The sequence below is a fragment of the Bacillus cereus group sp. MYBK101-2 genome (assembly GCF_051918845.1).
GTDB lineage: Bacteria > Bacillota > Bacilli > Bacillales > Bacillaceae_G > Bacillus_A > Bacillus_A paranthracis.
Map to the genome: position 1 here is coordinate 1 of NZ_JBQAIE010000007.1, position 25744 is coordinate 25744.

Genomic DNA, 25744 nt, shown 5'->3' on the forward strand with positions numbered 1-25744 from the left:
TGTGAAAAGTGAAGCTAGCTTCACTTTTCACATACCAAATCATTATAAATTCATACTGGATAAACCAATGTATTGGGCCTTATCAAATTACACAGACTTCTTGACGGAACCGATATATTTAAATTATCGCCGATATAATTTCATGTACTGATTTCAACTATATAAAGATAAGGTCCGCATGTAACGTTATTCCATTTAATCAAACAAAATATGGAGAAAAACAATCATTTTTACTATATTTTGTTATAAATCCAAATAATATTAAATAATACTATCCATTATAGGAGATTTTAGTTGAATACATACAATATGATGTGTAAAATCTAAGCAAGTAGCAGTATAAATAAATATTCGAGGTGAATACATGCTAGATTTTAAGCAGTTAGATGCTTGTTTGAAAGACAAGAGATTTATAGAGGGATTACAGGAAATAAATAATGAAATTTCATATATAAAAGAAAAGAATACTTTATCTTATGTAAAGAATTGGCTTGCTAATATTCCTTCATATAAGGAGTTTGATATATTAATTCGTCTTACTGATGAAGGGCTTATGCACCAATACAGTTCATTCCTCATTCGCTACGCTTATAAAAAATTCCCAAATATGAGAACGCTCTCTTTATATTGTGATGAGTTAATTGATGAGCGGAAAATTCTTGAAGCAGAACAGTTGCTAAAAGAGGCTTTAGAAGAGAGCAATAAAGAAGAAATAGATGCCGATTTTTTAGCGAAAACATATTTTACGTTAGTAAGATGTCTTTTAGAAATGAAACGAAATGAAGAAGCGCTAATCTATATGCAAAAAGCAGAGGAGTACAGTGAACGTGCCGTGTTTGATAAATGGGGATACGTCTATATGCATACAGGTGAATGGGAGAAAGCAGAAGAACAATTTATAGCTGGTATGCAGCATAAAGATTGTGAAGAGTTATCTACCTATTTATTATCACAGTTATATGCGAATAAAGGAGAACAAAAACGTGCATTACAGCTAATTGATGATGCGATTGTAAAGTTCCCGCAAGTACCATATTTTCATTTTGAAAAGATAAAATATGTATTAGATTTAGGGGAGTACGAAGATATGTTATCAGTAATAGATAACATAAATAAACAGCTTCCTTATCATGCGTATAAAGCTTATTTCGTACATTTGCGAGCAGAAGCGCTTTACAAAATGAATAAACTTGTAGATTTACAACAGTTATTAAAAGAAGAAAAAAGTTTAAAAGGGTCTTTATATCATAATTTAGAAAAAAATCCAGATGGAAAAAAGGTTCACCTGCCGATCGTTCCGATTGTACAAAAGGATAATTATTGTGTGCCGACAAGTTTAGAAATGATGTTGCAGTTATGGGGAGAAAAACGTACACAAGATGAAATAGCAGAGTTTATTTTTGATATGACAGGATCCAAGTTTTCAGATACTGTTTCTTATTTAGAAGAATTAGGTTATGAATATCGTTATTTTAAAGGGAATGTAGAAAATTATAAGAGACTGTTAGATCAGGGGATTCCCGTTTTATTAAGTATAGATATTGAACATGCTTCACATGTGCAAGTGCTAGCTGGATATGATGATACGTTACAAGCATTTTATGTTCAAGATCCGAACTTTATCGAACCAGTTATTGTGGAATATAGGAAGTTACAAGAAAAATATCGTTATACAGGTTGTTTAGCGATTACGTTTGTTCCGAAAGAAAAAAAGGAACTACTATCATTTTTAAATGAAGAAGAACATCATTATTTTAAATCTATTTTTTCTTTAACAGATCATTTGGATGAACAAGATAAAGAGGGGATTCATGACTTAGTACAGTTTTTAAAAGGGACGAGTGATAATCCGAATACATGGTTGTATACGGTTAAGCATTTAGATGTTGAAGTAGATAAAGAATTTATTTTATATTGTATAGAAAAGTTAATGAAGAAGTTTCCGAACTCAGATTTTGTTAAATTGCATGGTGCACAGTGCTTTATTCGCCTTGAAGAACTAGAAAAAGCGGGGCAAATGCTTGCGAGTGTTGAGAAGAAAAATAATCGTGCTTTATATCATTTAATAAACGGAAGGTATGCTTTTGAGCAGGAAAGTTATATAGAAGCGATTTCAAGTTTTCGTTCCTCGTTACAATTAGACGCGGATCAGCCGATTGCTTGGAGTTTTCTCGCTTTATCATATATGTATATCGATCAATCTGAAAAGGCGTTGCAGTTTTCTCAAGTCGCCTTGGAACGTAGCCCTGAAAGATTCACTTTAACGAATCACGGGTTAATATTAATAGATTTAGAAAGATATGAAGAAGCGTATGAAATCTTTAATGATTTGTTAAAAGAGTATAAAAATGAGGCACATGTATGGTATGAGCGAGCGAGATGTGCACATCAATTAGGGAAATTATATTTAGCGATAAAAGGGCTTAAAATAGCAATTCATTTGGATAGTAATGCACCATACATTTATACGAAACTTGCGGAAATATACGAATCTGATTTGAAGGATGAAGAAAGTACGAAAGAAATTCTATTAAAAGGTATTGAGAATTGTGATGATAAGGCACCTCTATATGTAAAACTGGGTGACTATCATTTTCAAAATGATAGCCTGGAAGAAGCAGAATCGTTGTATACTCGTGCTTTAGAAGAAAATCATGATGATGTTTATTCTCACTTCGGACTTACGCAAGTTTATATGGCAAGAGAACAGTATAAGGAAGCGAAAGAATATATTCTCGGTATTGAAAAACAAATTGAAAAGAGTCAAGATTTTCTTATGAATGCAGGAATGGTTTTATGGGATGCTGAAGTTGAACTTGGTGGAAGTGAAGAAGGGTTTAAAGTAGCATTGTCTAAGTTAGAGAGTGGTATAAAGCAGAGCGAATATAATGTAGCAAGTGCGTTAGATGAATATGTGAATCGAATGAAAGGAACAGTATTTGTACAACGAGGAATAGCATTTTTAAGAACGTTACAAAAAGAAAGAAATGAAGTAAGTGAATACGGTTGTTATACAGGTGTTTTATATGAATCTATCGGACAGTATGGCCAAGCGATGAAAAGATATAAAAGGGCGATAGAACAAAAGGAAACGGCATTACCGTATTACCGAATTGGTGAAACACTTATGCTATTAGGGCAATTGACGGAAGCAAAACAAGCGTATGAAAGATGTTTAGAGCTTGATGGGAATTTCGTCGGTGTACATTTACAGCTTGCGGAAATATACGAAAAAGAAGAAAATCGTTCTAAAGAACAAAATCATATGGTTCAGGCGATGAAAGAAGAGCCGTTGCATATTAATATGGAATATTTGGCACAGCTTTCAGTAGAAATGAATCTACAGGAGGAATTGCTAACTGAACTAGAACAATTGGCAGACGAAGTACCTGAAATATGGAGATTAGATGCGGTTGCATATGTGTATGGAGCGATGGATGAAATAGATAAAGAACAAGAACAGATTGAATACGCACTACAATTAGATGGTGAGCATACAGAAGTTCTATATCATTATGCAAAAGTACTAGTGAAAAATAGAAATGCAAAAGCAATTGAAATTGCCATGAAAGTGATACAAAAAGATGTAAATAATGAACGTATATTTGATGTATATGTAAAAGCGATAGAACAACATAAGAAATGGTCTAACATACGAGATTTTCTTCATATATTAAAAGTGAAAAAGGCAGAAAGAAGTATGGCGTTTATGTATGCAGCATCTGCAGTTACAGAAAGGTGGATTGAACGTCAACAAAATGAACAGCCGAAGAAATCCATAATTACAAGAGCTTTTTATCGCATGAAAAACCGTGCGAAAGAAATTTCGATTATTACTACAATCATTGATTTATATGAAATCTCATTAAAGTTAAATCAAAAAAATAGTATGGCAGCGCAGCGATTTGCACTATTTTATGAGAATGTGGCGATGTATAAAGAGGCGATAGATGTATTGCAAACATCATTAGAAAGTAAATGGGATTACGATGTAGCGAAGCAACTTGTAAATCTTTTCATAGAGTGTGAGGAAGAAGATAGATTACGGGATGCTGCAGAATTAACGAAGCAAATGGTTCGAGAGTTACCAGATGATTATGATACGCTTCTTTTACAAGCACAAGTATTCTTTAAAATGGGAGAAGAAAGAAAAGCAGAAAAGATTACTTTACAATTAACGGAGCAAACACCGTTTGTAAGTAGAGCGTTTCTTGCTTTAGGAGAAATATATCAAAGTCAAGAACGGTTTGAAGAGGCAATTCACGTATTAGAAAATGCTTCTATACATCATCCGAATGAAACAGCAATTCTTCTTTCTTTAGCATCTTCTTATCATGGTGCCGGCCAAACACGAAAGGCAGAAGAAATAGCAAATGAAGCATTAAAAATTGATGCGAGTGATTTGTTAGCGAGATACGATCGTGCTTGTTATTTAGCGCAGTTAAACAGAAATGAAGAGGCGAAGGAAGAGTTTGAAATTGTACTTCGTGAGGATGAGTCGGGATTTTTCGCTGAACTTATCGAGGATGATGAAAATTTAGCAGCACTGCGAGAATTTGAAAAGTAATTGTATAAGAAGAACGAAAAAAGATATAAATAAAGTGAAACTTTAATCAGTGGGGGTCTTACTGCCCATTAAAGCGGGATAAAATATATTTTGAATTAGTTGACAATTTATCGACTGATGGCATAAAATAGCTTTTAACAAAGTATACAAATCTGAAGACGAGAAAGAGTAAAATAGTGTACTGTTCCCCAGAGAGCCGGTATGTTGCTGAAAGCCGGTGTGCAGACTTTATTTGAAAATCATCTCCGAGGAGCCGAGGCTGAAAATGAGTAAGCTCGGACGGATGTCTACCGTTACAAAGAACACGTATGATAGTACGTTGCTAAGTGCTATTAGTGAAGAGCTAATAGAATTAGGGTGGTATCGCGGGTAAACCCGTCCCTATTTTATAGGGACGGGTTTTTTGTGTGCTTTAAAACATTCAAAAGGAGTGATTGTAGATGAAGAAAGTAGATGTAAAAGAGTCAGCTGTAGGGAGAGAAACACGTATTCGTAAACAGTGGAACGAGCAGAGCATTTTCGAACAATCAATTCAGAATCGAGAAGGCGCACAATCTTTTGTGTTTTATGAAGGACCACCAACGGCGAACGGACTACCGCATGTAGGTCATGCACTTGGACGAACAATTAAAGATGTAGTAGCAAGATATAAAACGATGGCTGGTTATAAAGTATTAAGAAAAGCGGGATGGGATACGCACGGCTTACCTGTAGAATTAGGTGTTGAGAAGCAACTCGGTATTTCTGGTAAACATGAAATCGAAGAGTATGGAATTGAACCATTTATTAAGAAGTGTAAAGAGAGTGTATTCACATATGAGAAACAGTGGCGTGAATTCACTGAAAGTATCGGTTATTGGGTAGATATGGATGATCCATACGTTACGTTAGAGAATCCATATATCGAAAGTGTATGGCATATTTTAGGGACGATTCATGAAAAAGGCTTATTGTATAAGGGACATAGAGTTTCACCATATTGCCCAAGCTGTCAAACTTCACTAAGTTCACATGAGGTTGCGCAAGGGTATAAAACAGTAAAAGATTTAAGTGCAACAGTTAAGTTTAAAGTGACAGATAGTGAAAATGAGTATTTCCTAGGGTGGACAACGACACCTTGGACACTTCCAGCAAATGTCGCGCTCGCTGTACATCCAAATATGGAATACGTGAAAGCGAAACAAGAAGGTCATGTATACATTGTTGCAAAAGAACGTGTACAAGATGTATTAAAAGAAGACTATGAAGTACTATCTGTCCATAAAGGTGAAGAATTAGTAAGCACATCTTATATGCCGCTATTTCCAATGAACAAAGTTACAAATGGCTACCACGTTATCGCAGCAGATTTTGTTACGGCAGATAGTGGTACAGGACTCGTTCATATCGCTCCAGCATATGGGGAGGACGATTATAGAGTTGTTCAAAGTGCAGGGTTGTCATTCTTACATGTTGTAGATGAGAAAGGTGAATATACAGAAGCAGTACCATTTTTGAAAGGTAAATTTGTAAAAGATTGTGACGTAGATATCGTTCGTTATTTAGCGAAGGAGGGTTTACTTTATCATAAAGAAAAGTATGAGCATAGTTACCCACATTGTTGGCGCTGTGATTCACCACTTCTTTATTATGCAGGTGAAAGTTGGTTAATCCGAACGACTGCAATTAAAGATACATTTTTACAAAACAACGATACTGTTACTTGGTATCCAGATCATATGAAACATGGACGATTTGGTAAGTTTTTAGAAAACATGGTGGACTGGAATATTAGCCGAAATAGATATTGGGGAACACCATTAAACGTATGGGAATGTGAAAGTTGCGATCATCAATTCGCACCGAAAAGCATTGCTGATTTAAGAAAGCATAGTATGAAAGAGACACCTGAAGACTTAGAATTGCATAAGCCATATGTAGATGAAGTGCAAGTTTGCTGCGAAAAATGCGGAAGTACAATGAATCGCACACCAGAAGTAATTGATGTTTGGTTTGATAGTGGTTCGATGCCATTTGCGCAATATCATTATCCGTTTGAAAATAAAGAGTTATTTGAAGAACAGTTTCCAGCAGATGTAATTGCAGAAGGAATTGATCAAACACGCGGCTGGTTTTATAGTTTATTAGCTGTATCAGCACTATATACTGGAAAAGTACCGTATAAACGAGTGCTATCACTAGGGCATGTTCTAGACGAGGAAGGACAGAAAATGTCTAAAAGTAAAGGGAATGCACTAGATCCAGTTGATTTAGTAGAGAAGTTTGGTGCTGATGCTTTAAGATGGGCTTTACTCGTTGACAGTGCTCCGTGGAATGCGAAGCGTTTTTCTGAAAGAACAGTATTAGAAGCAAAATCTAAATTTGTAGATACATTAGTCAATGTGTATAGCTTCTACGTTTTATATGCAAAGTTAGATGAGTATAATCCGAACGAAACGTATGACGTAAAGCGGACGAAATTGGATGAATGGGTATTATCAAGATTGCATAGTACAACGAAAAAAGTGAGAACTGCACTTGATGATTATCAATTTACGAATGCAGCTCGTGAAATCGCGGCGCTTGTAGATGAAGTAAGTAATTGGTACGTAAGGCGATCACGTAATCGTTTCTGGGAATCTGGTATGAATGCTGAAAAAGCAGCTGCGTATGAGACACTTCATGAAGTGCTTGTAACAATTAGTAAACTAATTGCACCATTTACACCGTTTGTCGCTGAAGATATTCATTTGAATTTAACTGGAAGTAGCGTTCATTTAGCCGATTATCCAGTTGTAAATGAATCACTACTTCAGCCGAAATTAGAAGCGGAAATGGATGCAGTTTTACAAGTTGTTGAACTTGGAAGAAGTAATCGTAATCAACATTCTTTAAAAGTAAAACAGCCGTTAGCGGAACTTGTATTACTTGAGCATAATGAAAATGATATGGATTGGGAATCTTATCGTGATATCGTTATGGATGAGTTAAATGTGAAGGCGTTCCATGTTGAACTCGATGAAACGAAATACACATCCTATCAATTAAAGCTGAATTTTAAAACGGCTGGGCCGAAGTTCGGTAAAAATGTGAATGCAGTAAATGGCTGGCTAAAACAATTATCACAAGACGAGGTACAAAACTTTGTCTCTACAGAAAGAGCAGTTTACGAAGTAGCATCAGGAGAAGAAATAGTTGTAACGACTGAAGATGTAGTAGTAGAGAAAGTTGCGAAATCTGGATTCTCTAATACAACTAACGGACAATATACAGTAATGTTAGATACGAATGTAACGGAAGAATTGCTACAAGAAGGGGTAGCACGTGAATTCATTCGCGCCGTTCAAGAATATCGTAAGCAGTTGAATTTACCTGTTAATTTACGAGTAGATGTAATTCTTGATACAGAGGAAGAACTACAGCAAACGTTAACGAATCATAAAGAGTTGTTGGAAGAAAACTTACTCGTTAAACAATTTACATTTGGTCACTTAACGAATAAAGACGATGAAATTTCTTTAGGTGAGACAAAATTCCGCATTAAATTAAGCTCAGCTAATTAAAGAAAAGGAAGTTGGAATGATTCCAACTTCCTTTTTGTATGATGGAAATTTATCCGGCTATTTTCCGCATAATACATTCGATAGGACCTCTAGAAAAATTCTTTCTCCATAACACGCTAATTAAAATGCTGTTTAAATTTATTTCTACAGTATTGTTTTCGCTTTACACATAAATATTGAGAAAATTTCACTCCCCCTAAATGGAAAGGTAATAGAAATGTTCATAGAGAATTACTCGTAGATTCAATTTTTATCCCCCCATTTTGTGGGGAATGATTGCCTAGTGGTAATGGGATAAGGTTGAGCTACTTTATTAGGGGGAGTGGTTCTATGTTTAATAAAAAAATGGTGGCAATGGCAATGACTGTGCCGTTAGTAATGGGGACGATTACTACAGTTTCGGCATTGGAAAAACAACAGCAAGTAAAGCTAGAAGCTTATTCGCCGCAGAAAAAAGCAACAGAATATTTAAAAGAAAATGCTGCGCAGTATGGATTAAAAGCAGACCTTTCAGACTTACAATATATTTCTACAACAGAAACGTCAGTAGCTTCATATGTTAGGTTCCAACAAGTTGTGAATGGTGCACCTGTATTTTCAAAACAAATTACAGTTACTCTTAATGGAGAAGGAAAAGGAGTACTTGCTGTTTCTGATTATCAATCTGTTAAAGGTGTGAAGGAAGCTACTACAAAAATTAGTGAAAAAGATGCAATACAAAAATCAATGGCGTATGTTGGAGAAGTAAGTGAACAAAACTTATGGGCTCCTACAGAGAAAGAATTTGGATATATTGTTGAAGAAGGAATTGCTCGTCCAGTATATAAAGTTGTAGTCCATTCTAATAATCCATTTGGTGCATGGGAAACATTTATTGATGCAGAAAATGGAAAGTTAATTAAAAAAGTTGATATAAACCGTAAAGCAGAAGGATCAGGAAAAGTATTTTTACCTAATCCAGTCGTATCTAGCGGTAGTAAAGTAGGTTTAAAAGATAACAATGATGCAGATTCAACAGCATTAACGAAATCTACAAACTTACAATTTAACTATACACGTGCAAATGATAGCTTTGAAGATGTGATGTCGTATTATCATATCGATACTTTACAACGTTACATTCAAAGTCTAGGTTTTAAAAATATTAATAATCGCTCTATTAAAGTGAATGTGAATGGAACGACGGCTGATAATTCATTTTATTCTCCGACAACGAAAGCTTTAACTTTCGGTACTGGCGGAGTAGATGATGCAGAAGATGCTGGTATTATCGCGCATGAGTATGGCCATTCGATTCAAGATAATCAAGTACCCGGTTTTGGTAGTTCAGCAGAAGGCGGAGCGATGGGAGAAGGATTTGGTGACTTCTTAGGTGCTACGTATGAAGATGCAGTATCGACAACTGGGTACGGAAAAGCATGTGTTGGAGAATGGGATGCGACTGCTTATTCTAGTTCAGATCCGACGTGCTTACGCCGATTAGATACGAATAAAGTGTATCCGAAAGATATTACAAATGAGGTACATGATGATGGAGAAATTTGGGCTCAAGGACAATATGAGATGGCGCAAGCATTTGGTCGTGATGTAGCAACGAAAATTATTTTACAATCGCACTGGTCGTTAACACCAAACTCTAAATTCAGTGATGGAGCGAAAGCGATTAAGCAAGCGGATGCTCTTTTATATGGCGGACAACATGCCGCTGATATCGATCGTATTTGGGCAGCGAGAGGAATTAGTACGAATTAATATAAAAAGTCGTGGCATGTATAAGCCACGACTTTTTAATTTGCTCTAGAACTGGTACTAGTAAAGTAAGCTATATAAATGATAATGTGAATTTATTCGTCTTCCATTTATTTTTTTTCATCCTTAAAAACAAAATGCTCTTTAAATTTTCTAGACTCCACTTTTTGACCATTTCGCATGGAGCGGAAAGGGTGTTCTTGCCAAGTAATCATTACATCAACTTCATCTGCTTTTGTAGCAACTGGAAAATTAGCATGTTCAAATCCAGTTTTTCCGCTTGCTAAACGGTTTTCCTTTAGGGAGAAGAGTTCATATTTCGTTTTTGTTTTTGGCTCGTTGCGGAATACTTCGACTTGTACATTATATACTTCACTGTTTCCAACATTTTTCACTGAAAATTGATATGTTTGAAATTCATCTTTTTTAGCTTGAAGCATATTCTTGTTTGTTTTTTTCGGTTTATCAATATTCACTTGCCATTGATCAGAGTTTTGAGAGATTGGTAAAGATTTTGGTGAATAGGCGTACGTTTCGTTTACTACAATTAGGCAAAACAATAGGAGAAAGAAACTAATCGCTTTTTGCATATACACACCTCGCTATAAAATTTTTATTAATATGTGTAAATAAAACAGTAAATATGTAATTTAATGGAAAAAGGTGATACTTTGATTCAAATGAATTTGAAAAAACTTGAAGAAGTAGTAAATGGAGAAGGATTACAAGAATCGTTTCATCTTATAGAGATACATGGTGTCTGCATAGATTCCAAAAACATGAAAGAAGGAAATTTATTTGTTCCAATCATTAGGATGAAAAATGGGCATGAGTATGTGAAAGAAGCAATGGATAATGGAGCTGTCGCTTCCTTATGGAAAAAGTCTTACGGTACTCCGCCAAAAGGGATTCCAATTATATTTGTAGATGACACTTTGTTTGCTTTGCAACAATTGGCACAATTTTATCGAAGAGAGATAAATGTAAAAGTAATAGGAATTACAGGTAGTAATGGCAAGACTACGGTAAAAGATATAATAGGAAGCATTTTAAGTTCAACTTATAGAGTGCATAAAACAAAAGGTAATTTTAATAGTCAAATCGGTTTACCGTTAACAATTTTAGAAATGGAACGAAATACTGAGTTCTTAATACTTGAAATGGGAATGAGTGAAAAAGGACAAATTCGAAATTTATCACGAATCGCACAGCCAGATGTAGCGATTATTACAATGATTGGACAGTCACATCTAGAGACGCTTGGATCAAGAGAAGAGGTTGCGAAGGCTAAATTTGAAATTATAGACGGATTACATGACGATGGACTGTTCTTATATAATGGTGATGAGCCATTACTTTCTCAAAATATTAATATGCTAGGTATAGAAAGTAAGTCGTTTGGTGGAAAGTATACAAATGATTTGTTTCCAACGAACGTACAATTAGATGAATATGGTGTTCACTTTAAATTAAGTGATTCAACAAAAGTGAAGTATGATGTTCCTTTACATGGAAAGCATAATATTTTAAATGCGATCGTTGGAATTGCTGTAGGGCAATTTTACAATGTCCCTACAGAAAAGATACAAGAAGCATTGCAGCAAATAAATATTACACAAATGCGCTTTCAGTTTTTAACTGCTAAAACAGGTTTTACAATTATTAACGATGCATGGAATGCCAGTCCTTCCTCCATGAAGGCTGCAATTGAAACGTTGCAGAAATTAAATGCCTATAAGAAAAAAATGATAGTGATTGGGGATATGTTGGAGTTAGGGAAGAAAGGTGAAACATATCATAGAGAAATTGGTAAAATGTTAAATGAGGAGAGCATTCAATATGTATTTACGTATGGAGAGTTAGCCAAAATTGTAGCGGAAGAAGCAAGAAAGAACTATCATGCAGGAAAAGTACAATCATTTGATAATAAAGCCGAGATAGCAGAGGAAGTATTAAAAATTATAACGCAAAATGATGTTGTATTATTAAAAGGCTCACGTGGAATGGCTTTAGAGGAGATTGTACAAAAGTGGATTTGAAAAATCAAAATATATTTAAAAATTACTTGCAATTTATAAAACGAAGAGATAGAATACTCTGTAAATATAAAAAGTGATGATCAGGAAAAGTACATGATGCAAAGGTCTACAGAGAGCAATCGGTTGCTGAGAAGATTGCGACACCGCATGATGGAAAGACACCTGTGAGTGTTGCTTTGAACGTGATAATTAGTAAAAGCAAACGGTACCTACCGTTATCAGGGCTAAGATGGTCATTATGACAATTTGGGTGGTACCGCGGAAAAATCCGTCCCTATTTATAGGGGCGGATTTTTGTATTCTTTGAAGGAAGGTGAGTGACCGTGGATGATGACGATGATAACAATAACGTAAATAAATATAAATTTACTGGAGGGAAATGTAATGAAGCGTTCACTCACAAAAGAATGTACAAAGCAAAGCGGAAAAGTTGTATTACTTCAAGGATGGGTAAAAAAGATTCGTCATCTAGGTAATGTTAGTTTTTTATTAATAAGGGATCGATCAGGGGTTATGCAATGCGTATTAGAAAACGAGCTAGCTGGATTTAAAGTAGATGTGGAGAGTGTTGTTCAAGTCGTAGGCCAAATAGTAGAGACTTCGAAAACAGAATTAGGGATTGAAGTGCTTGCTCACGAAGTGAAAATATTAAATGGCGCAGAACCACTTCCATTTGAAATAAATAAAAAGAAGTTACAAGTTGGCTTAGATCAACTACTGAATGAACGGGTATTATCATTAAGACATGAGCGAACCGCGGCTATATTTAAAGTGAAATCTACGCTCGTCCAGAGCTTTAGTGAATTCCTTATAGAGAACGATTTCACACGTATATATACTCCAAAAATTGTTTCGCAAGGAGCAGAAGGAGGAGCAAATGTTTTTAAGTTGCCATACTTCCAAAAAGAAGCGTATTTAGCTCAATCACCACAGTTTTATAAGCAAATGATGGTAGCGGGAGGATTAGAACGTGTGTTTGAAATTGCGCCTGTATATAGAGCGGAACATCACAATTCTTCCCGTCATTTGAATGAATATATATCGTTAGACGTAGAGATTGGCTTTATAAATGATTTTCATGAAGTGATGCAATTAGAAACGGATGTATTACGATATATGTTTCAACAAGTAGCAAAAAACTGTGAGAAAGAACTACAACTATTACAAATAGAAGTACCTGTTATTACAGAAATACCGAAAATTACATTGTTACAAGCACAAGAAATCTTAAAAAGTAAGTATCGGAAAGAATCGCCAATTGGTGATTTAGATACAGAAGGTGAGAAGTTACTAGGGAAATATGTGAAGGAAACATATAAGAGTGAGTTTGTTTTCATTACACATTATCCGAAAGAAGCGAGACCGATGTATACGATGCCGAATAACGAGAATCCATCTATTACTGATTCGTTCGACTTACTATATAAAGGATTAGAAATAACATCAGGGGCACAGCGAATTCATAATTATGAAATGTTACTAACTTCCTTTAAAGAAAAAGGATTACATCCAGATAAATTTCAATCTTATTTAAATACATTCCGATACGGTTGTCCCCCGCACGGTGGTTTTGGAATTGGGTTAGAGAGAGTTGTATATAAATTTTTAGAATTATCGAATGTGAGAGAAGCGAGCGCTTTTCCAAGAGATTGTACGCGTCTTATACCATAACATGAGCACCCTTCTATAGTATAGAAGGGTACTTTGCATTTTAATAAAAGTGGAAGAGAATAATAATATTTTTTGTGTGAAAATATGTAAATTATATTAAGAACATTTTATAATGAATTGAGAAAAAGAAAATTCATAAGTTATAATGAAATATGAATATAAAAAAAGTTCATATAATAATGTATGGAAGGGTATGAAACATGTTATATCAAACTCAAGCAACACAACAAACACCAGCTTATATAATTTATCTTCTTGATGTAAGCGCATCAATGAACCAAATGATGGATGCAGGCGGAGAAGAAAAAAGAAGAATTGATATTGTAACGGATGCTCTTTCTTTAGCGATTCGCCAAATGGTATTTCGTTCAACAAAAGGTAGTCGCCTGCTTCCAAGATATAAGTTATCTATTTTAGCCTATAGCGATCATGTTTTTGATTTATTGGGTGGTGTGAAAACAATAGATGAGGTAGCAAGACTGCGCCCATTAGAAAAAATTCAAACGCATCGTTTAACTGATACAGCAAAAGCTTTCTCTGTAGTGGAGAAGTTATTGCAAAAGGAATTACCAAATTTACAAGATGGACCAGCCCCTGTTGTTTGTCATATGACAGATGGGGCTTCAACTGGTGAAGATCCAGAATTAATTGTACGAAGAATTATGAATATGTCTGTACCTGATGGAAACGTACTAATTGAAAATATTTTTATTTCAGATGAAATTATGCAAGAGCAAATTTCTAATATAAAGAAGTGGGAAGGGATTATGCCAAATACAGAGATTACAGATGAATATGGTGCAAAGTTGCAAAGACTTTCATCGCCTATACCTCAAAGCTATCGTGAGATGATGACGGAGCATGGGTTTCATATTACAGATGGTGCTGTGATGATGTTTCCAGGGACAAATGCGGACTTAGTATCACTTGGATTTCAAATGTCTGCCGCAACGCCGGTTCGATAGGAGGGGGAGTATGTTGAAATATATCCTCTCGCAAAAGAAAGAAACGATATTGCAAGAAAAGAAAATGAAACATTTTACATATCGATATAGCTATGTAAGAGCAAAGGAAACGCAGGATTTAAATGAGGGTGGACAAGACTTCCTAGCATTTCAAGATAATGGAACTCGTTTCATATTTGCGTTATGTGATGGTGTAGGGCTGTCTTTTCATGGTGAAATTGCTGCAGAATTTCTTGGTATGAAGTTAGTAAACTTGTTTGATACATGTCAAGGAAGTGGACTGGATATTGCTACATTATTAAATGAACAGTTAAATAATTGGATAGAAGAAGCTTCAGAGGAAGTGAATGCATTTCGATTGCCAGAACAAACACCGTGGTTACTTCGCGATGTCTTGGAGGAAAAGCGAAAACAAGGTAGTGAAGCTATGTTTATTGGTGGGAAAATAGAACTTATTCCAAATGAAGATAAAGTACAAATAACGATAGTTACACATGGCGATTCATTTGTACAATTGTTTCAAGATAAAGAGAATTGTTCGAATGTAATGAAGTTTGAGAGAAATATAGAGAAAAGATGGTCTACACGGCGAGGCATTATTGGTGGGGAATTGGCGGTTTTTTCAAAGACATTATCTAGACAAGAAGCGAATCGGATAGTTATTCACTCAGACGGACTTACGCTGCTTAAGCAGTATAACGTTGAGGAAGTGTTAAAAGAAATTGAGAGGGCACAGAACTCTCCGACAAGCGATGATATTTCATTTTTAGATGTTTCTTGGTAATAAACACGATGGAAAAAAGGTGAATAAACGTGGAAGAGATTATTGTGACATACATAAAACAGTCAAATGAAGAAATTGATATTGCAATTCCAAATGACGTAAAAGCGGTACAAATTATTGAAGCAATTTTACATCATGAAAAAATAGATGAAACATTGAGCGGTATGTATGAAATTAGAGTGACAAAAGATAAAGAAGAATGGCATTCTATTCGAAATGATGAAACGTTGCGCGATAATGATGTGTGGGATGGACAATATGTAATGCTACATAAAAAAGGAGCAATTATCCCTTCTTTTGAAATGATGCCAGCAGAAGAAGTTTATAATGAACCCGTTAAACAAGATATGTCTTCTAGTGAAGAAGATTATGTATGGAAAATCATTGAGTAATAGTTTTTGGATGGGGAAGGAGAAATGTTTTGTGCAAAAGTCACCGTATTTTCAACGCTCTCCGCGTGTGAAAGTAGATATACCAACAGGGGATGTTATTATTCATGATCCACCGAATATACCGGAGGAGCCGAAGTTTTCAATTGAAACAATGTTAATGCCTGCAATGATGACGGTTTTAACATTAGTGTTATATTTTGTAATGATGAAATTTATGAAGATGAATGCAAGTTATATGCCATTAATGATGGTTTCAAGTATTCCGATGTTGGGATCATATATAATTACAACGATGGGACATTTCCGTAAAAAGAAAGAACATCGTCAAATGGTTGAACAATTACAAACAAGATATTTAGAGCAAATTCAAAAGCATCGAGTGGAATTAGATACGTTAAAGGTTGAACAAGCAAAATATTTAATTACACAAAATCCAAGCCCATTAAAAAGTGTACAAAGAATTGAAAATCGGGAAAGTAATTTATGGGAGAGAACACCTGAAAGTCCGGACTTTTTAGATATTCGTATTGGAACTGGAGAAAGACCATTCCTTGTAGAATTGAAGGTGCCTGAGCAGAAAGGTTATGAAGAAGACCCATTAGTTACAGAAGCACAAAATGTGAAAAGGGATTTCAATACGATACCGAATGGCCATATTTCAATTTCTTTGAAAAAAAATGATGTAATTGGTGTAGTCGGAAATAAAGAAGATAGACTAAACTTTATTCGAATTGTAACGACGCAAATTATGACGCATCATGCACCAAATGAAGTGAAAATAGCAGCATTTTATCATGAGAAGGAGAAAAAGCAGTGGGATTGGATGAGGTGGCTTCCTCACGTATGGGATGAACAGAGAAGTATGCGCTTTTTATCTGAAAATCAACAAGATGCACAGAAACTAGCTGAAGTACTATTTACCCCACTTAATATGCGTAGAATCTATAATTCTTCTGCGCAAGCAGATGCAAAAGTTCCTTTAATTCCGATGTATGTATTTTTCTTATCAGCGAGAGAATTTTTAGAAGATGATCCTTTAACTCCAATGTTACTTAGAGAAGGTGAAAGTGTAGGAGCTTCTACATTTATTTTTGCGGAACAAAAGGAACGCTTACCGATGGAATGTGATCTTGTAATAAGCTTAAATGGAGAAAATGGTGAGTTAGTAGAAACGTTTTCAAGCTCAGCTGAAAATAGTGGAACAACGCGTGCTAGTTTTAAAGTGGATCGACTTTCATTCGAGCGATGTGAACTAGGAGCGCGAAGCATTGCTCCAATTCGAATGAAAAGTTCTACAGCAGCCAACATTCCGAAAGTATTAACATTTTTAGACTTGTTTCAAGCTAAAAATATGGAAGAGTTACAAGTGCTAGAGAGATGGAAAGAAAATCGATATCCGACTTCATTACCGGTTCCAATTGGTGTAAGAGAAGGAAGTAAACCTGTTTTTCTAAATATTCACGATAAAATAGAGAAAAAAGGGCATGGTCCACATGGTCTAATGGCTGGTACAACAGGATCAGGAAAAAGTGAAGTAATTCAGTCTATAATAGCAGCGTTAGCAGCAACCTATCACCCTCATGAGATGGCATTTATGCTTATCGATTATAAAGGTGGTGGGATGTCAAACACATTTGCGGGATTACCGCATATTATTGCATCTATTACGAACTTAGAGGACCCGAACTTAATTGAGCGTGCCAGAATTTCATTAAAGGCAGAACTAGAACGGAGACAAAAATTATTCATTCAAGCTGGAAATGTTCAGCATCTAGATGAATATTATGAAACAAGCTGGCGTGAAAAAGAACCTTTACCACATTTATTTATTGTTATTGATGAGTTTGCTCAAATGAAAAAGGAACAACCAGAATTTATGGACGAGCTAATTAGTGTCGCTGCAATAGGAAGGACATTAGGAGTTCACTTATTATTAGCAACTCAAAAACCTTCAGGGGTTGTAAATGACAAGATTTGGAGTAACTCACGTTTTCGAATTTGTTTACGTGTACAAGATGACGCGGATAGTCGTGAAATGTTAAAGATTCCAGATGCATCTAAAATCAATGTACCAGGGCGAGGATATCTTCAAGTTGGTAGCAATGAAGTATTGGAATTATTCCAATCTGCATGGAGTGGAGCACCTTATAATCCAGATGAAGAGAAAGTTCTTGATATTGTTGACTTTACAGAAGTGAAGCTTTCCGGTGAAAGAATAAAAGTGAAAAAGCGTCCAAAACCAATGACAAATAGTCCAAAGCAATTACAAGCTTTTATTCAATATGTACAGAGCGTATCAGAAAAAGAAAATATTAAAGCATTACCAGGACCTTGGCTGGATCCATTACCGGAAAAATTATTGTTAAAAGAATTTTATGCTATGGAAAATTGGACAATTGGTGAGTGGAATAAACCGAAAGAATATTTACAAGTAACAATAGGATTAATTGATGATGTTGCAAATCAAGCGCAATTTCCGTTGAAGTTAGATTTACAAGAAGGACATTTAAATATTTATGGTATGCCAGGAACAGGAAAAACAACGATGTTACAAACAATTATTATGTCCTTAGCAGTATCTCATACACCAGAAGAAGTGAATTTTTATATTATTGATTTTGGTCGTATGTTCTTAGATTTTAGAGATTTACCTCATGTAGGCGGGGTTGTACAAGAGGACGAAAATGAAAAAATGAAACGTCTATTCGGATTTTTAAAGAAGGAAATCACGCATAGAAAAGAGAGTTTTTCTAATATAGGTGCAAAGTCATTCTCTATGTATAATCGAATGGTTGGAAAGAAAATTCCTGCTATCGTTGTAATGGTAGATGGTTATATAAGATTTAAAAATGAATTTGAAAAAGAGAATGAAGTATTAGAAATGTTATTACGCGAATCAAGCACATATGGCGTGTACTTCTATTTCTCACTTAATCAAACAATTGATATGTTTGATCGTGTTCGTAATAATATACCGATGGCAATTACATTTGAATTGCAAGATAGAGCTGAATATCCTAGTTTAGTTGGTAGACCAAATTTCCCGTTAATTGAAGTTCCTACTGGCCGTGGGTTAATGAAAGGTCAACCACCTGAATTGTTCCAAGCAGCACTACCGTTTATAGGTGAAAGTGAATTAGAATACTCACAGCAATTAAAAACGATTATTCAAAAAATGGGCAGTGAATGGAATGGTGAAAAAGCAAAAGAGATTCCAATGGTTCCTAAAGAAATATTTGTAGAAGATTTAGTTGAGCAATTAGAACCAACTCAAATTTCTGCAGGAGTTGAAACAGATGATATCTGTTTGCAAAATTTTTCATTGGACGAAATGAATCATATATTTATCGGTGGAAGAATAGAAGGTGGAAAAACATCATTATTACAAACACTTCTTTTCACTACTACATACCAATACTCTCCAGAAAAGGTTGAGCTATACTTAGTAGACCTTGGTGAAAGACCTACTGGCATATTAGCTCTTGGAGATTTACCTCATGTGAAGAAGAAAGTTACAAATGATATGCAATTAAAAGAAATGTTAGATGAATTGTTAGAGCTAATAAATAATAGAGAAGCAGTAGTACCTTCTATAGATCCAAACGTAACAGTGGAGTTTCCATATGAGAAAATAATCATTGCAATTGATGATATTGATCAAATGTTAACTGTATTATCTATTGATTATGAGGCGAAAAATAAAATGGAACTAATAGTTCAAAATTGTAAGAATAAAGGGATTCATTTTTTAACGGCGGCTACAACATCTAGTGTAAATAACTTTTCACATGAAAAATGGTTTGCGGAAATTAGAAAGAGAAGTATTGGTTATTTATTAGGAACGACTCACAATAACGATGTGTATTTCTTTAATATGAAACTTCCACATGCTGAAATGGATCAAGAATTATTAAGTGGGGATGGATATTGCATACGTAGAAAGCCAATAAAAATAAAATGTGCATATACACCGTTACATTTACTTCGCACGATGACAGACAAAATTAGTGTGAAATGGTCTGAATTAAAAGTGAAATAATATTAAAATAGGATTAAATTACTATAAAATAGAATTTTTTTGCAATTTAACTCTTTTAAAATTGTATGAATATAGTTTATAATCTAATTGTTGTATCATTTATGATTTGAAAGGGGAAATTAATACAATGACAGAAATTAAAATTAGACCAGAAGACCTTGAAAGAATTGCTAATAACTTTAATAACGCAGCTGCGGAAGCGCAAAGTCAAGTTAATAGACTTGAAGGCGATATTAAAAGTTTAGATGGTCAATGGGCTGGGTCAACACAAGCGAAATTCAGAGGGGAATTTGAAAATTCTAAACAAAAAATGCAACAATACATTCCTATTTTAGAAGGAATTTCGAGAGACCTAAAACGTATTGCTGAGAAATTCCGTAGTACAGATAACACATACTAAGAATAGAACAATTGCAAAAGACCAGGAGCTATTGTTCCTGGTCTTTTTTTGAAAAATTGTTATACGAGAGTAAGGGGATAAAATGGGATTCCGACCAGAAGTAGGAGAAAAAATTAATCTTAATAAAGATGTTTATCGTTTTGAGAAACACCCAGCTGTAATTGGTATTGAGATGCCCTATGGTCAAGAGGGAAGACAAGGAACAGTTTATCAATTACAACAGGAAAATGGTGTAGAACGAATTGCATTAAAAGTTTTTAAGGAACGCTATCGTGAGGAAAAACATCAACTAGCATTTTTGAAACCACTTTCTTCCTTAGTGGGTCTGAAAGTATGTTCACGCTATATCGTTACTAAAGAAGAACATACATCTGCTATCGAAAAATCAGAAGATCTTGCTAATAGTATTGTAATGCCTTGGATTGAAGGTCCAACTTGGGCTGATATTTTACAAGAACAACGAATGTTATCAAAAGAACAATGTTTCTTTATTGCAGAAGCATTTCTTACAACACTTAAAATGATGGAAGAAAATGAAGTTGCTCATAATGATTTATCGTCTAGCAACGTACTTGTACCTTTCTTAAGTGAAAATGCAATTGAAGGCCAACACTATATCGAACTCGTTGACGTTGAGCAAATGTATGGCCCAAAAACGAAAAGGCCTTCGTTATTGCCAGCAGGTTCAGCGGGTTACGCACCAAAGTATTTGACAAGTGGAGTATGGCAAAAAGAAGCCGATCGATTTGCTGGGGCTATTTTATTAGGAGAAATATTAAGTTGGTGTAGTGAAGAGGTTCGAAATAAAAAATGGACGGATGCAAGTTACTTTAAAACGGAAGAAATGCAGACAGAATGTGAAAGATATACGTTACTTCAGCAAGTATTACATAATCAATGGAACGGGGAAATTGCAAAATTATTTAAGCAGGCATGGAGTAGTAATTCTTTCGCAGAATGCCCAAGCTTTGCACAGTGGTACGATGTATTTAATAGCGTGAGAGAAAGAATAAAAATTGATGCGGAAAGGCAGTCAGCAGAAGAACACTCTCTTTTTGTATCAAAATGTTTGGAAATTGCAAGATTATTAGAAGAGAGAGGATTTAAACAAGCGGCATTATATGAATATAAAATAATTTTCAATTCACTCAATCCATCAACAGCTCTGCAAAAAGAACTCGCATATATTATTCAAACTATGGAGAGTCAAGAGCCTGAAATAAATAATAAAATGGTCCTACAACATTATTTGGAATTAGCTACTGAATTGGAACGAGAAAACAATGCAGCATTTGCTTGTTTCGTCTATTCACGAATCGTACAATTTCCAAACATTGATCAGGCGTTAAAACAGGAAATTGAAAGCATTATTGAAGAGATAAAAGAAGGCGAAGGAACAGAGTCGCAGCAAGAAGTGGCAGCTACAATTACAGTTCCAAATAATATTCTACAGAGCCGGAAACAAACGAAAAAACAAGTGGAATATGATATAGATGATGAGATTTTAAATGCAAAAGCATCAAATCAACCACTTACAATAGCGCATGAACAAAGTGAACCATCGGCTTTTTCTACATGGTGGAAAAAGAATAAAAAACGGATTTTGATTATTGGCTCAACTGTAGTGGTTGTAATAGGTGGTTCGACGTTGTTTTATTTCTACACAACAAACGCGAAATATCAAAAGTTTATGGAACAAGCACGACAAGCTTATGATGATAAAAAATATACAAAAGCAGAAGAAGCTGTTGGACAGGCAATTGCTGTGAAGAGTAAAGACGAGGCTTATCTCCAATTAGCAACGATTTACGTTGCTGAAGGAAAAAATAAAATTGCAATCGATTATATTACAAAACTAATAAAAGATAGAGAAATAGATAAAGAAAATAATGAAGCTGCTTATCTATTAGCCTCAGCAAATTTCCGAATTGGGAAATATCAAGAAGCAGTGCAAAATTTTGAACAAGCGCTAGCGAATAATGCAAAGGGAATTGAACCATACAAAAAAGATGCAATGCGAGATTTAGCTGTAAGTCATATGAAAATGAAAGAATTTGAAAAGGCAGAAGATGTTATTGTCAAAATGAGTACGAAAACAAATGAGGATAAGGCAATTGTTTCATATTTAAAAGGTCAACTATCAACCGCAACAGTACAGTTAGACAAAGCAGAATCTTTCTTTAAAGAAGCTATCATGCAAGATTCAAAGAATGCCATATATACAATTGAACTTTCAAATTTATATGTGCTTTGGAATAAAACAAACTTAATTGATAGTGCGAAGAAAGAAATGAATTATCAACAAGCATCTCACATTTTACAAGTAGCAATTCAAAAAGATATGAAAAATATTGAGTTGTTAAATCAACTTGGAATTGTGTATTACGAAGCGGGTCAATTTTATGAAACGCGAGATGGTGCAAAGAGTACTGCTGCATATCAGCAAGCGTTAGAAGCTTACAATAGAGTTGTCAGCAGTGGAACACGCGACATAAATACGCTTGTAAATATAGGGATTTTATACGATAAAGTGGGACAAGTGAATGAAGCAGAGAAGCTTTTCACAGAAGCATACGCACAAAACGATGAAAATCCGCATGTGAATTTTGCATTCGGGATGTTTAAAATTAAACAGAAAAAATACGAGGAAGCAAGTCGTTTCTTAAGAAAAACAGTGCAAGCAAATGAAAATGAATCTGAAGTAAAAGCCGCGCAAGAAAAGCTAACAGAAATGAAAACAAACGGTTGGATTCAATAAAGATAGGAAAAGGGGAAAAGGACATGGAGGAAAACAATAATAACTTAGGGAAAAAAGTCGCTATATCCGTAATGTCGGTAGCATTACTAGGAACATCAGGATATCTTGTGTATGACAAAGGCTTTAAAACAGCAGGAAAAGAACCAGTAAAACTAGCAAGTAATACAGAAGAGAAAAAAGATGATCGTATTACAGGGGGCGATTTACAGTCTATGTTCCCAAATTTAGTCGCTGATCCTGCAAAAAAAGATGAAAAACCCGGCGAAAAACCAACTATTAATTTAGCAGACTTAATTGGAAATAATAAATCACCAATTACACCGGTAACGTATAAACCAGATGAAGTATCGGTGGAAAAGAAAGATCCACAAATCAAATTATCGGATGCACCAACTCCACAAAAACTAGATTTACCAACTAATGTGGTTGGACCTGTGGCGGAACCAAGTAAAAATAATGATAATGCTCAAATACCTACATCTACTGTAGAACCGCCAAAAACTAATACCGAAACAGGAGGAACTGGAACAGGAGGAACTGGAACAGGAGGAACTGGAACAGAAGGAACTGGAACAGAAGGAACTGGAACAGGAGGGACTGGAACAGAAGGAACTGGAACAGGAGGGACTGGAACAGGAGGAACTGGAACAGGAGGGACTGGAACAGGAGGAACTGGAACAGGAGGAACTGGAACAGAAGGAACTGGAACAGGAGGAACTGAAACAGGAGGAACTGAAACAGAAAAACCAAAACCAGAACCAGAACAAAAACCGGATCCAACACCAACACACCCAACAATTACAGTATCACCAAAAACGGGTGACATTTTAGTTGAGTGGTACGCTGGAAATGGAAAATATTACTCATCTGTTTTCTTTAATGATTTTTATACGAGTCAAAAAGAACTAGATGAAAATGCATTAAATAATTTAACGAACTACTATAGTAAAAAAGAAGACTGGACGCTCGTTAGCCAATTGAATACACCATCAAAATCAAAATCGATAGCAGAACATAAGTTAGCATTAGATAATGTAGAACAAATTCTTACAAGTGGTGAATATTCAAATGAGAGAGCGCTATTCTATTTACGTAATCAAATGAACGTACTGAATGAATCGGTTACCACTCAAGAAGAGCTACAAAGATATTTAAGTGAAAATAAGAAGGATTATATTAAATCTGTAGCAGAAAAAGTTTATCAAACAGCAATAGAAGAAAAAAGAGAGTGGTCAAATACAGGGGATGTAGCATCTTTAGAACAAGCATTAAGTAAATTTTATTTAGTTACATCAGTATTTGAAAGTGTAGATCCTGCATTAGTAGAAAAAGCGAATCAAGATGTAGAAGAGATTTTCAACAAGCTATTACAAGAAGAATTACAGAAACTTAATATCCAAACCTCAGTAGTGCAGTTTACAACTGAAACAAAAGAAAATGCAAGACCGGTAAAAGAAAATACTAGTAGTAATGAAGAAAAAGTAGTTACAGAAGAAAATGAGGCAACAAGTACACTAGCTGAGAAAAACCAAAAAGATGCAAAGACTGAAGGTGCCAAAAATAACGAGAAAACAAGTAATATCGATTCAAGTACTCAAAAAGCACAAGTGAAATCTGAACCATTTAGTCAAGAAATCGAGCAAATAGAAACCTATTTAAATCCAGCGAATCCACAATATGAAAATGCTTTACTATTAGCAAATAAGTATATTGACGGTGCAACAGGAGAACAAAAAGAAAAATTAGAACAGCAATTTAGTGCGGCTGTAGAGGGACTTCGTGGACAAATTAAAGATTCTAATTTCAAAGTCGAAGATGCTATAAATAAAGCGAATTTATTAGCAAATACGGCAAGAGTAGAAAAATCTGTTCAAGATGAATCTCATAAATTATTAATGCCGCTAATGTTTGAAAGAAAAGCAAACGATGCTGCAAATAATGGAGAATATTATACAGCGGTATTAAATATTGCAAATGCAATTCGTACAAAGCACCCATTGGAACGTTCAAGAGAAGAAATGGTGAATTATGCGAATAAATTATGGACAGATACAGAAAATGAATGGAATAAAATAAATGGAACGACAGGATGGAAAAGTGAAGTAAGTAAAAACTTATTACCATCATACACATTACTTGCACAGTTAAAGGATATTGATAAAACGATTGGCCAAATTAGTGGTATGTATATGATTGATAATGCATCCAAAAAAATGGAGGGAATCCAACTTATTCAATTAGCGAGTGATGAAGAGAATAAAAAAGGACAAACAAACCTTTATAATGCCTTGCATTATTATGGTCAAGCAGCTTCTCGTGGTGTTGTTGACAAAACAGGATTTTCTAATGTTGCTAGTCTTGTAATTAAAGAAGCAAAACAGTTAGAAAAAACGCAATATAAATCAGCGTTAAACAACTATCAAATTTTATATAAAACACCAGGTATCGAAGAATTAGGAATTAAAGATGGGGTAAAAGCGGCAATTGAGTATTTGAGTACATTTGAAGCTGCAAAGGTAAGTGGAAATAAAGATACGATTGAAGATTTAGCTTCAGCAATTGAATTAACTTATCGTTCTATGGAATTAGGATATCCAGAAGCAGATGCAAAAGAATGGATGAATACGGTAGCTCTAAAAATGTTGAATAAAGGTGCAGGATATATGTCCGCAACTGACACGAATAATGCATATAAATGTTTTGAATTTTTAAGTCGTGATAAATATGTAAATGCTATTAATGGAGAAATAACGAAACAAGCAAAAGAGAATGTAGATACAATTAAATCTATGAACGTTAAAAAATAATTTGCTATAAAATTCGCCATCTTACCTTGAG

General features: G+C 34.8%; 13 protein-coding genes and 2 other annotated features. Of the genes, 12 read left to right on the forward strand and 1 reads right to left on the reverse strand.

From position 1 onward, the window contains the following. The first annotated feature begins 364 nt into the window (after positions 1 to 364). From ACTFSI_RS15135 to ACTFSI_RS15145, 3 genes are all read left to right on the forward strand, one after another. Positions 365 to 4567 carry a bacteriocin-processing peptidase family protein gene (locus ACTFSI_RS15135; RefSeq protein ID WP_138322087.1) on the forward strand — a complete coding sequence of 1401 codons (4203 nt, stop codon included), beginning with the start codon at positions 365 to 367 and terminating at the stop codon, positions 4565 to 4567. A 146-nt stretch (positions 4568 to 4713) separates the two neighbouring features. After that, positions 4714 to 4953, forward strand: a binding site (T-box leader). 54 nt (positions 4954 to 5007) lie between these two features. After that, positions 5008 to 8109, forward strand: a complete 3102-nt coding sequence (gene ileS / locus ACTFSI_RS15140; protein ID WP_000754919.1) for an isoleucine--tRNA ligase — start codon at positions 5008 to 5010, stop codon at positions 8107 to 8109. Positions 8110 to 8439: 330 nt separating this feature from the next. After that, entirely contained in the window at positions 8440 to 9861 is a 1422-nt protein-coding gene (locus ACTFSI_RS15145) for a M36 family metallopeptidase (RefSeq protein WP_440045457.1), read from the forward strand. A 107-nt stretch (positions 9862 to 9968) separates the two neighbouring features. Here ACTFSI_RS15145 and ACTFSI_RS15150 read toward each other — a convergent pair whose 3' ends face one another. After that, a complete protein-coding gene (locus ACTFSI_RS15150; protein WP_001167915.1) occupies positions 9969 to 10448 on the reverse strand; it encodes a hypothetical protein in 480 nt (159 codons plus the stop codon). Between the two features lie 63 nt (positions 10449 to 10511). On the opposite strand from ACTFSI_RS15150, the gene ACTFSI_RS15155 reads away from it, so the two are divergent. The 9 genes from ACTFSI_RS15155 to ACTFSI_RS15195 all read left to right on the forward strand — a co-directional run bounded on the left by ACTFSI_RS15155 (position 10512) and on the right by ACTFSI_RS15195 (position 25713). Continuing rightward, positions 10512 to 11897 (forward strand): UDP-N-acetylmuramoyl-tripeptide--D-alanyl-D-alanine ligase, encoded by a 1386-nt coding sequence (locus tag ACTFSI_RS15155; protein ID WP_138322086.1) that lies wholly within the window; start codon positions 10512 to 10514, stop codon positions 11895 to 11897. A 67-nt stretch (positions 11898 to 11964) separates the two neighbouring features. Continuing rightward, positions 11965 to 12176, forward strand: a binding site (T-box leader). Positions 12177 to 12281: 105 nt separating this feature from the next. Continuing rightward, positions 12282 to 13568: an aspartate--tRNA(Asn) ligase gene (gene aspS, locus ACTFSI_RS15160; RefSeq protein ID WP_138322085.1), complete on the forward strand. Its 1287-nt coding sequence runs from the start codon at positions 12282 to 12284 to the stop codon at positions 13566 to 13568. A gap of 200 nt (positions 13569 to 13768) precedes the next feature. Next, a complete protein-coding gene (locus ACTFSI_RS15165; RefSeq protein ID WP_000966843.1) occupies positions 13769 to 14533 on the forward strand; it encodes a vWA domain-containing protein in 765 nt (254 codons plus the stop codon). Positions 14534 to 14543: 10 nt separating this feature from the next. Then, a complete protein-coding gene (locus ACTFSI_RS15170; RefSeq protein ID WP_000922386.1) occupies positions 14544 to 15317 on the forward strand; it encodes a hypothetical protein in 774 nt (257 codons plus the stop codon). Positions 15318 to 15346: 29 nt separating this feature from the next. Next, positions 15347 to 15709 (forward strand): EsaB/YukD family protein, encoded by a 363-nt coding sequence (locus ACTFSI_RS15175; RefSeq protein WP_000391133.1) that lies wholly within the window; start codon positions 15347 to 15349, stop codon positions 15707 to 15709. 31 nt (positions 15710 to 15740) lie between these two features. Further along, a complete protein-coding gene (gene essC, locus ACTFSI_RS15180) occupies positions 15741 to 19748 on the forward strand; it encodes a type VII secretion protein EssC (RefSeq protein WP_001172769.1) in 4008 nt (1335 codons plus the stop codon). Between the two features lie 127 nt (positions 19749 to 19875). Next, the gene (locus ACTFSI_RS15185; protein WP_000136046.1) at positions 19876 to 20148 is read left to right on the forward strand and encodes a WXG100 family type VII secretion target; all 273 of its coding nucleotides are present in this window, start codon (positions 19876 to 19878) and stop codon (positions 20146 to 20148) included. 82 nt (positions 20149 to 20230) lie between these two features. Further along, positions 20231 to 22906, forward strand: coding sequence for a tetratricopeptide repeat protein (locus ACTFSI_RS15190; protein ID WP_000506919.1), 2676 nt, complete (start codon positions 20231 to 20233; stop codon positions 22904 to 22906). 23 nt (positions 22907 to 22929) lie between these two features. Then, a complete protein-coding gene (locus tag ACTFSI_RS15195) occupies positions 22930 to 25713 on the forward strand; it encodes a hypothetical protein (protein ID WP_138322084.1) in 2784 nt (927 codons plus the stop codon). Positions 25714 to 25744: the final 31 nt, after the last annotated feature.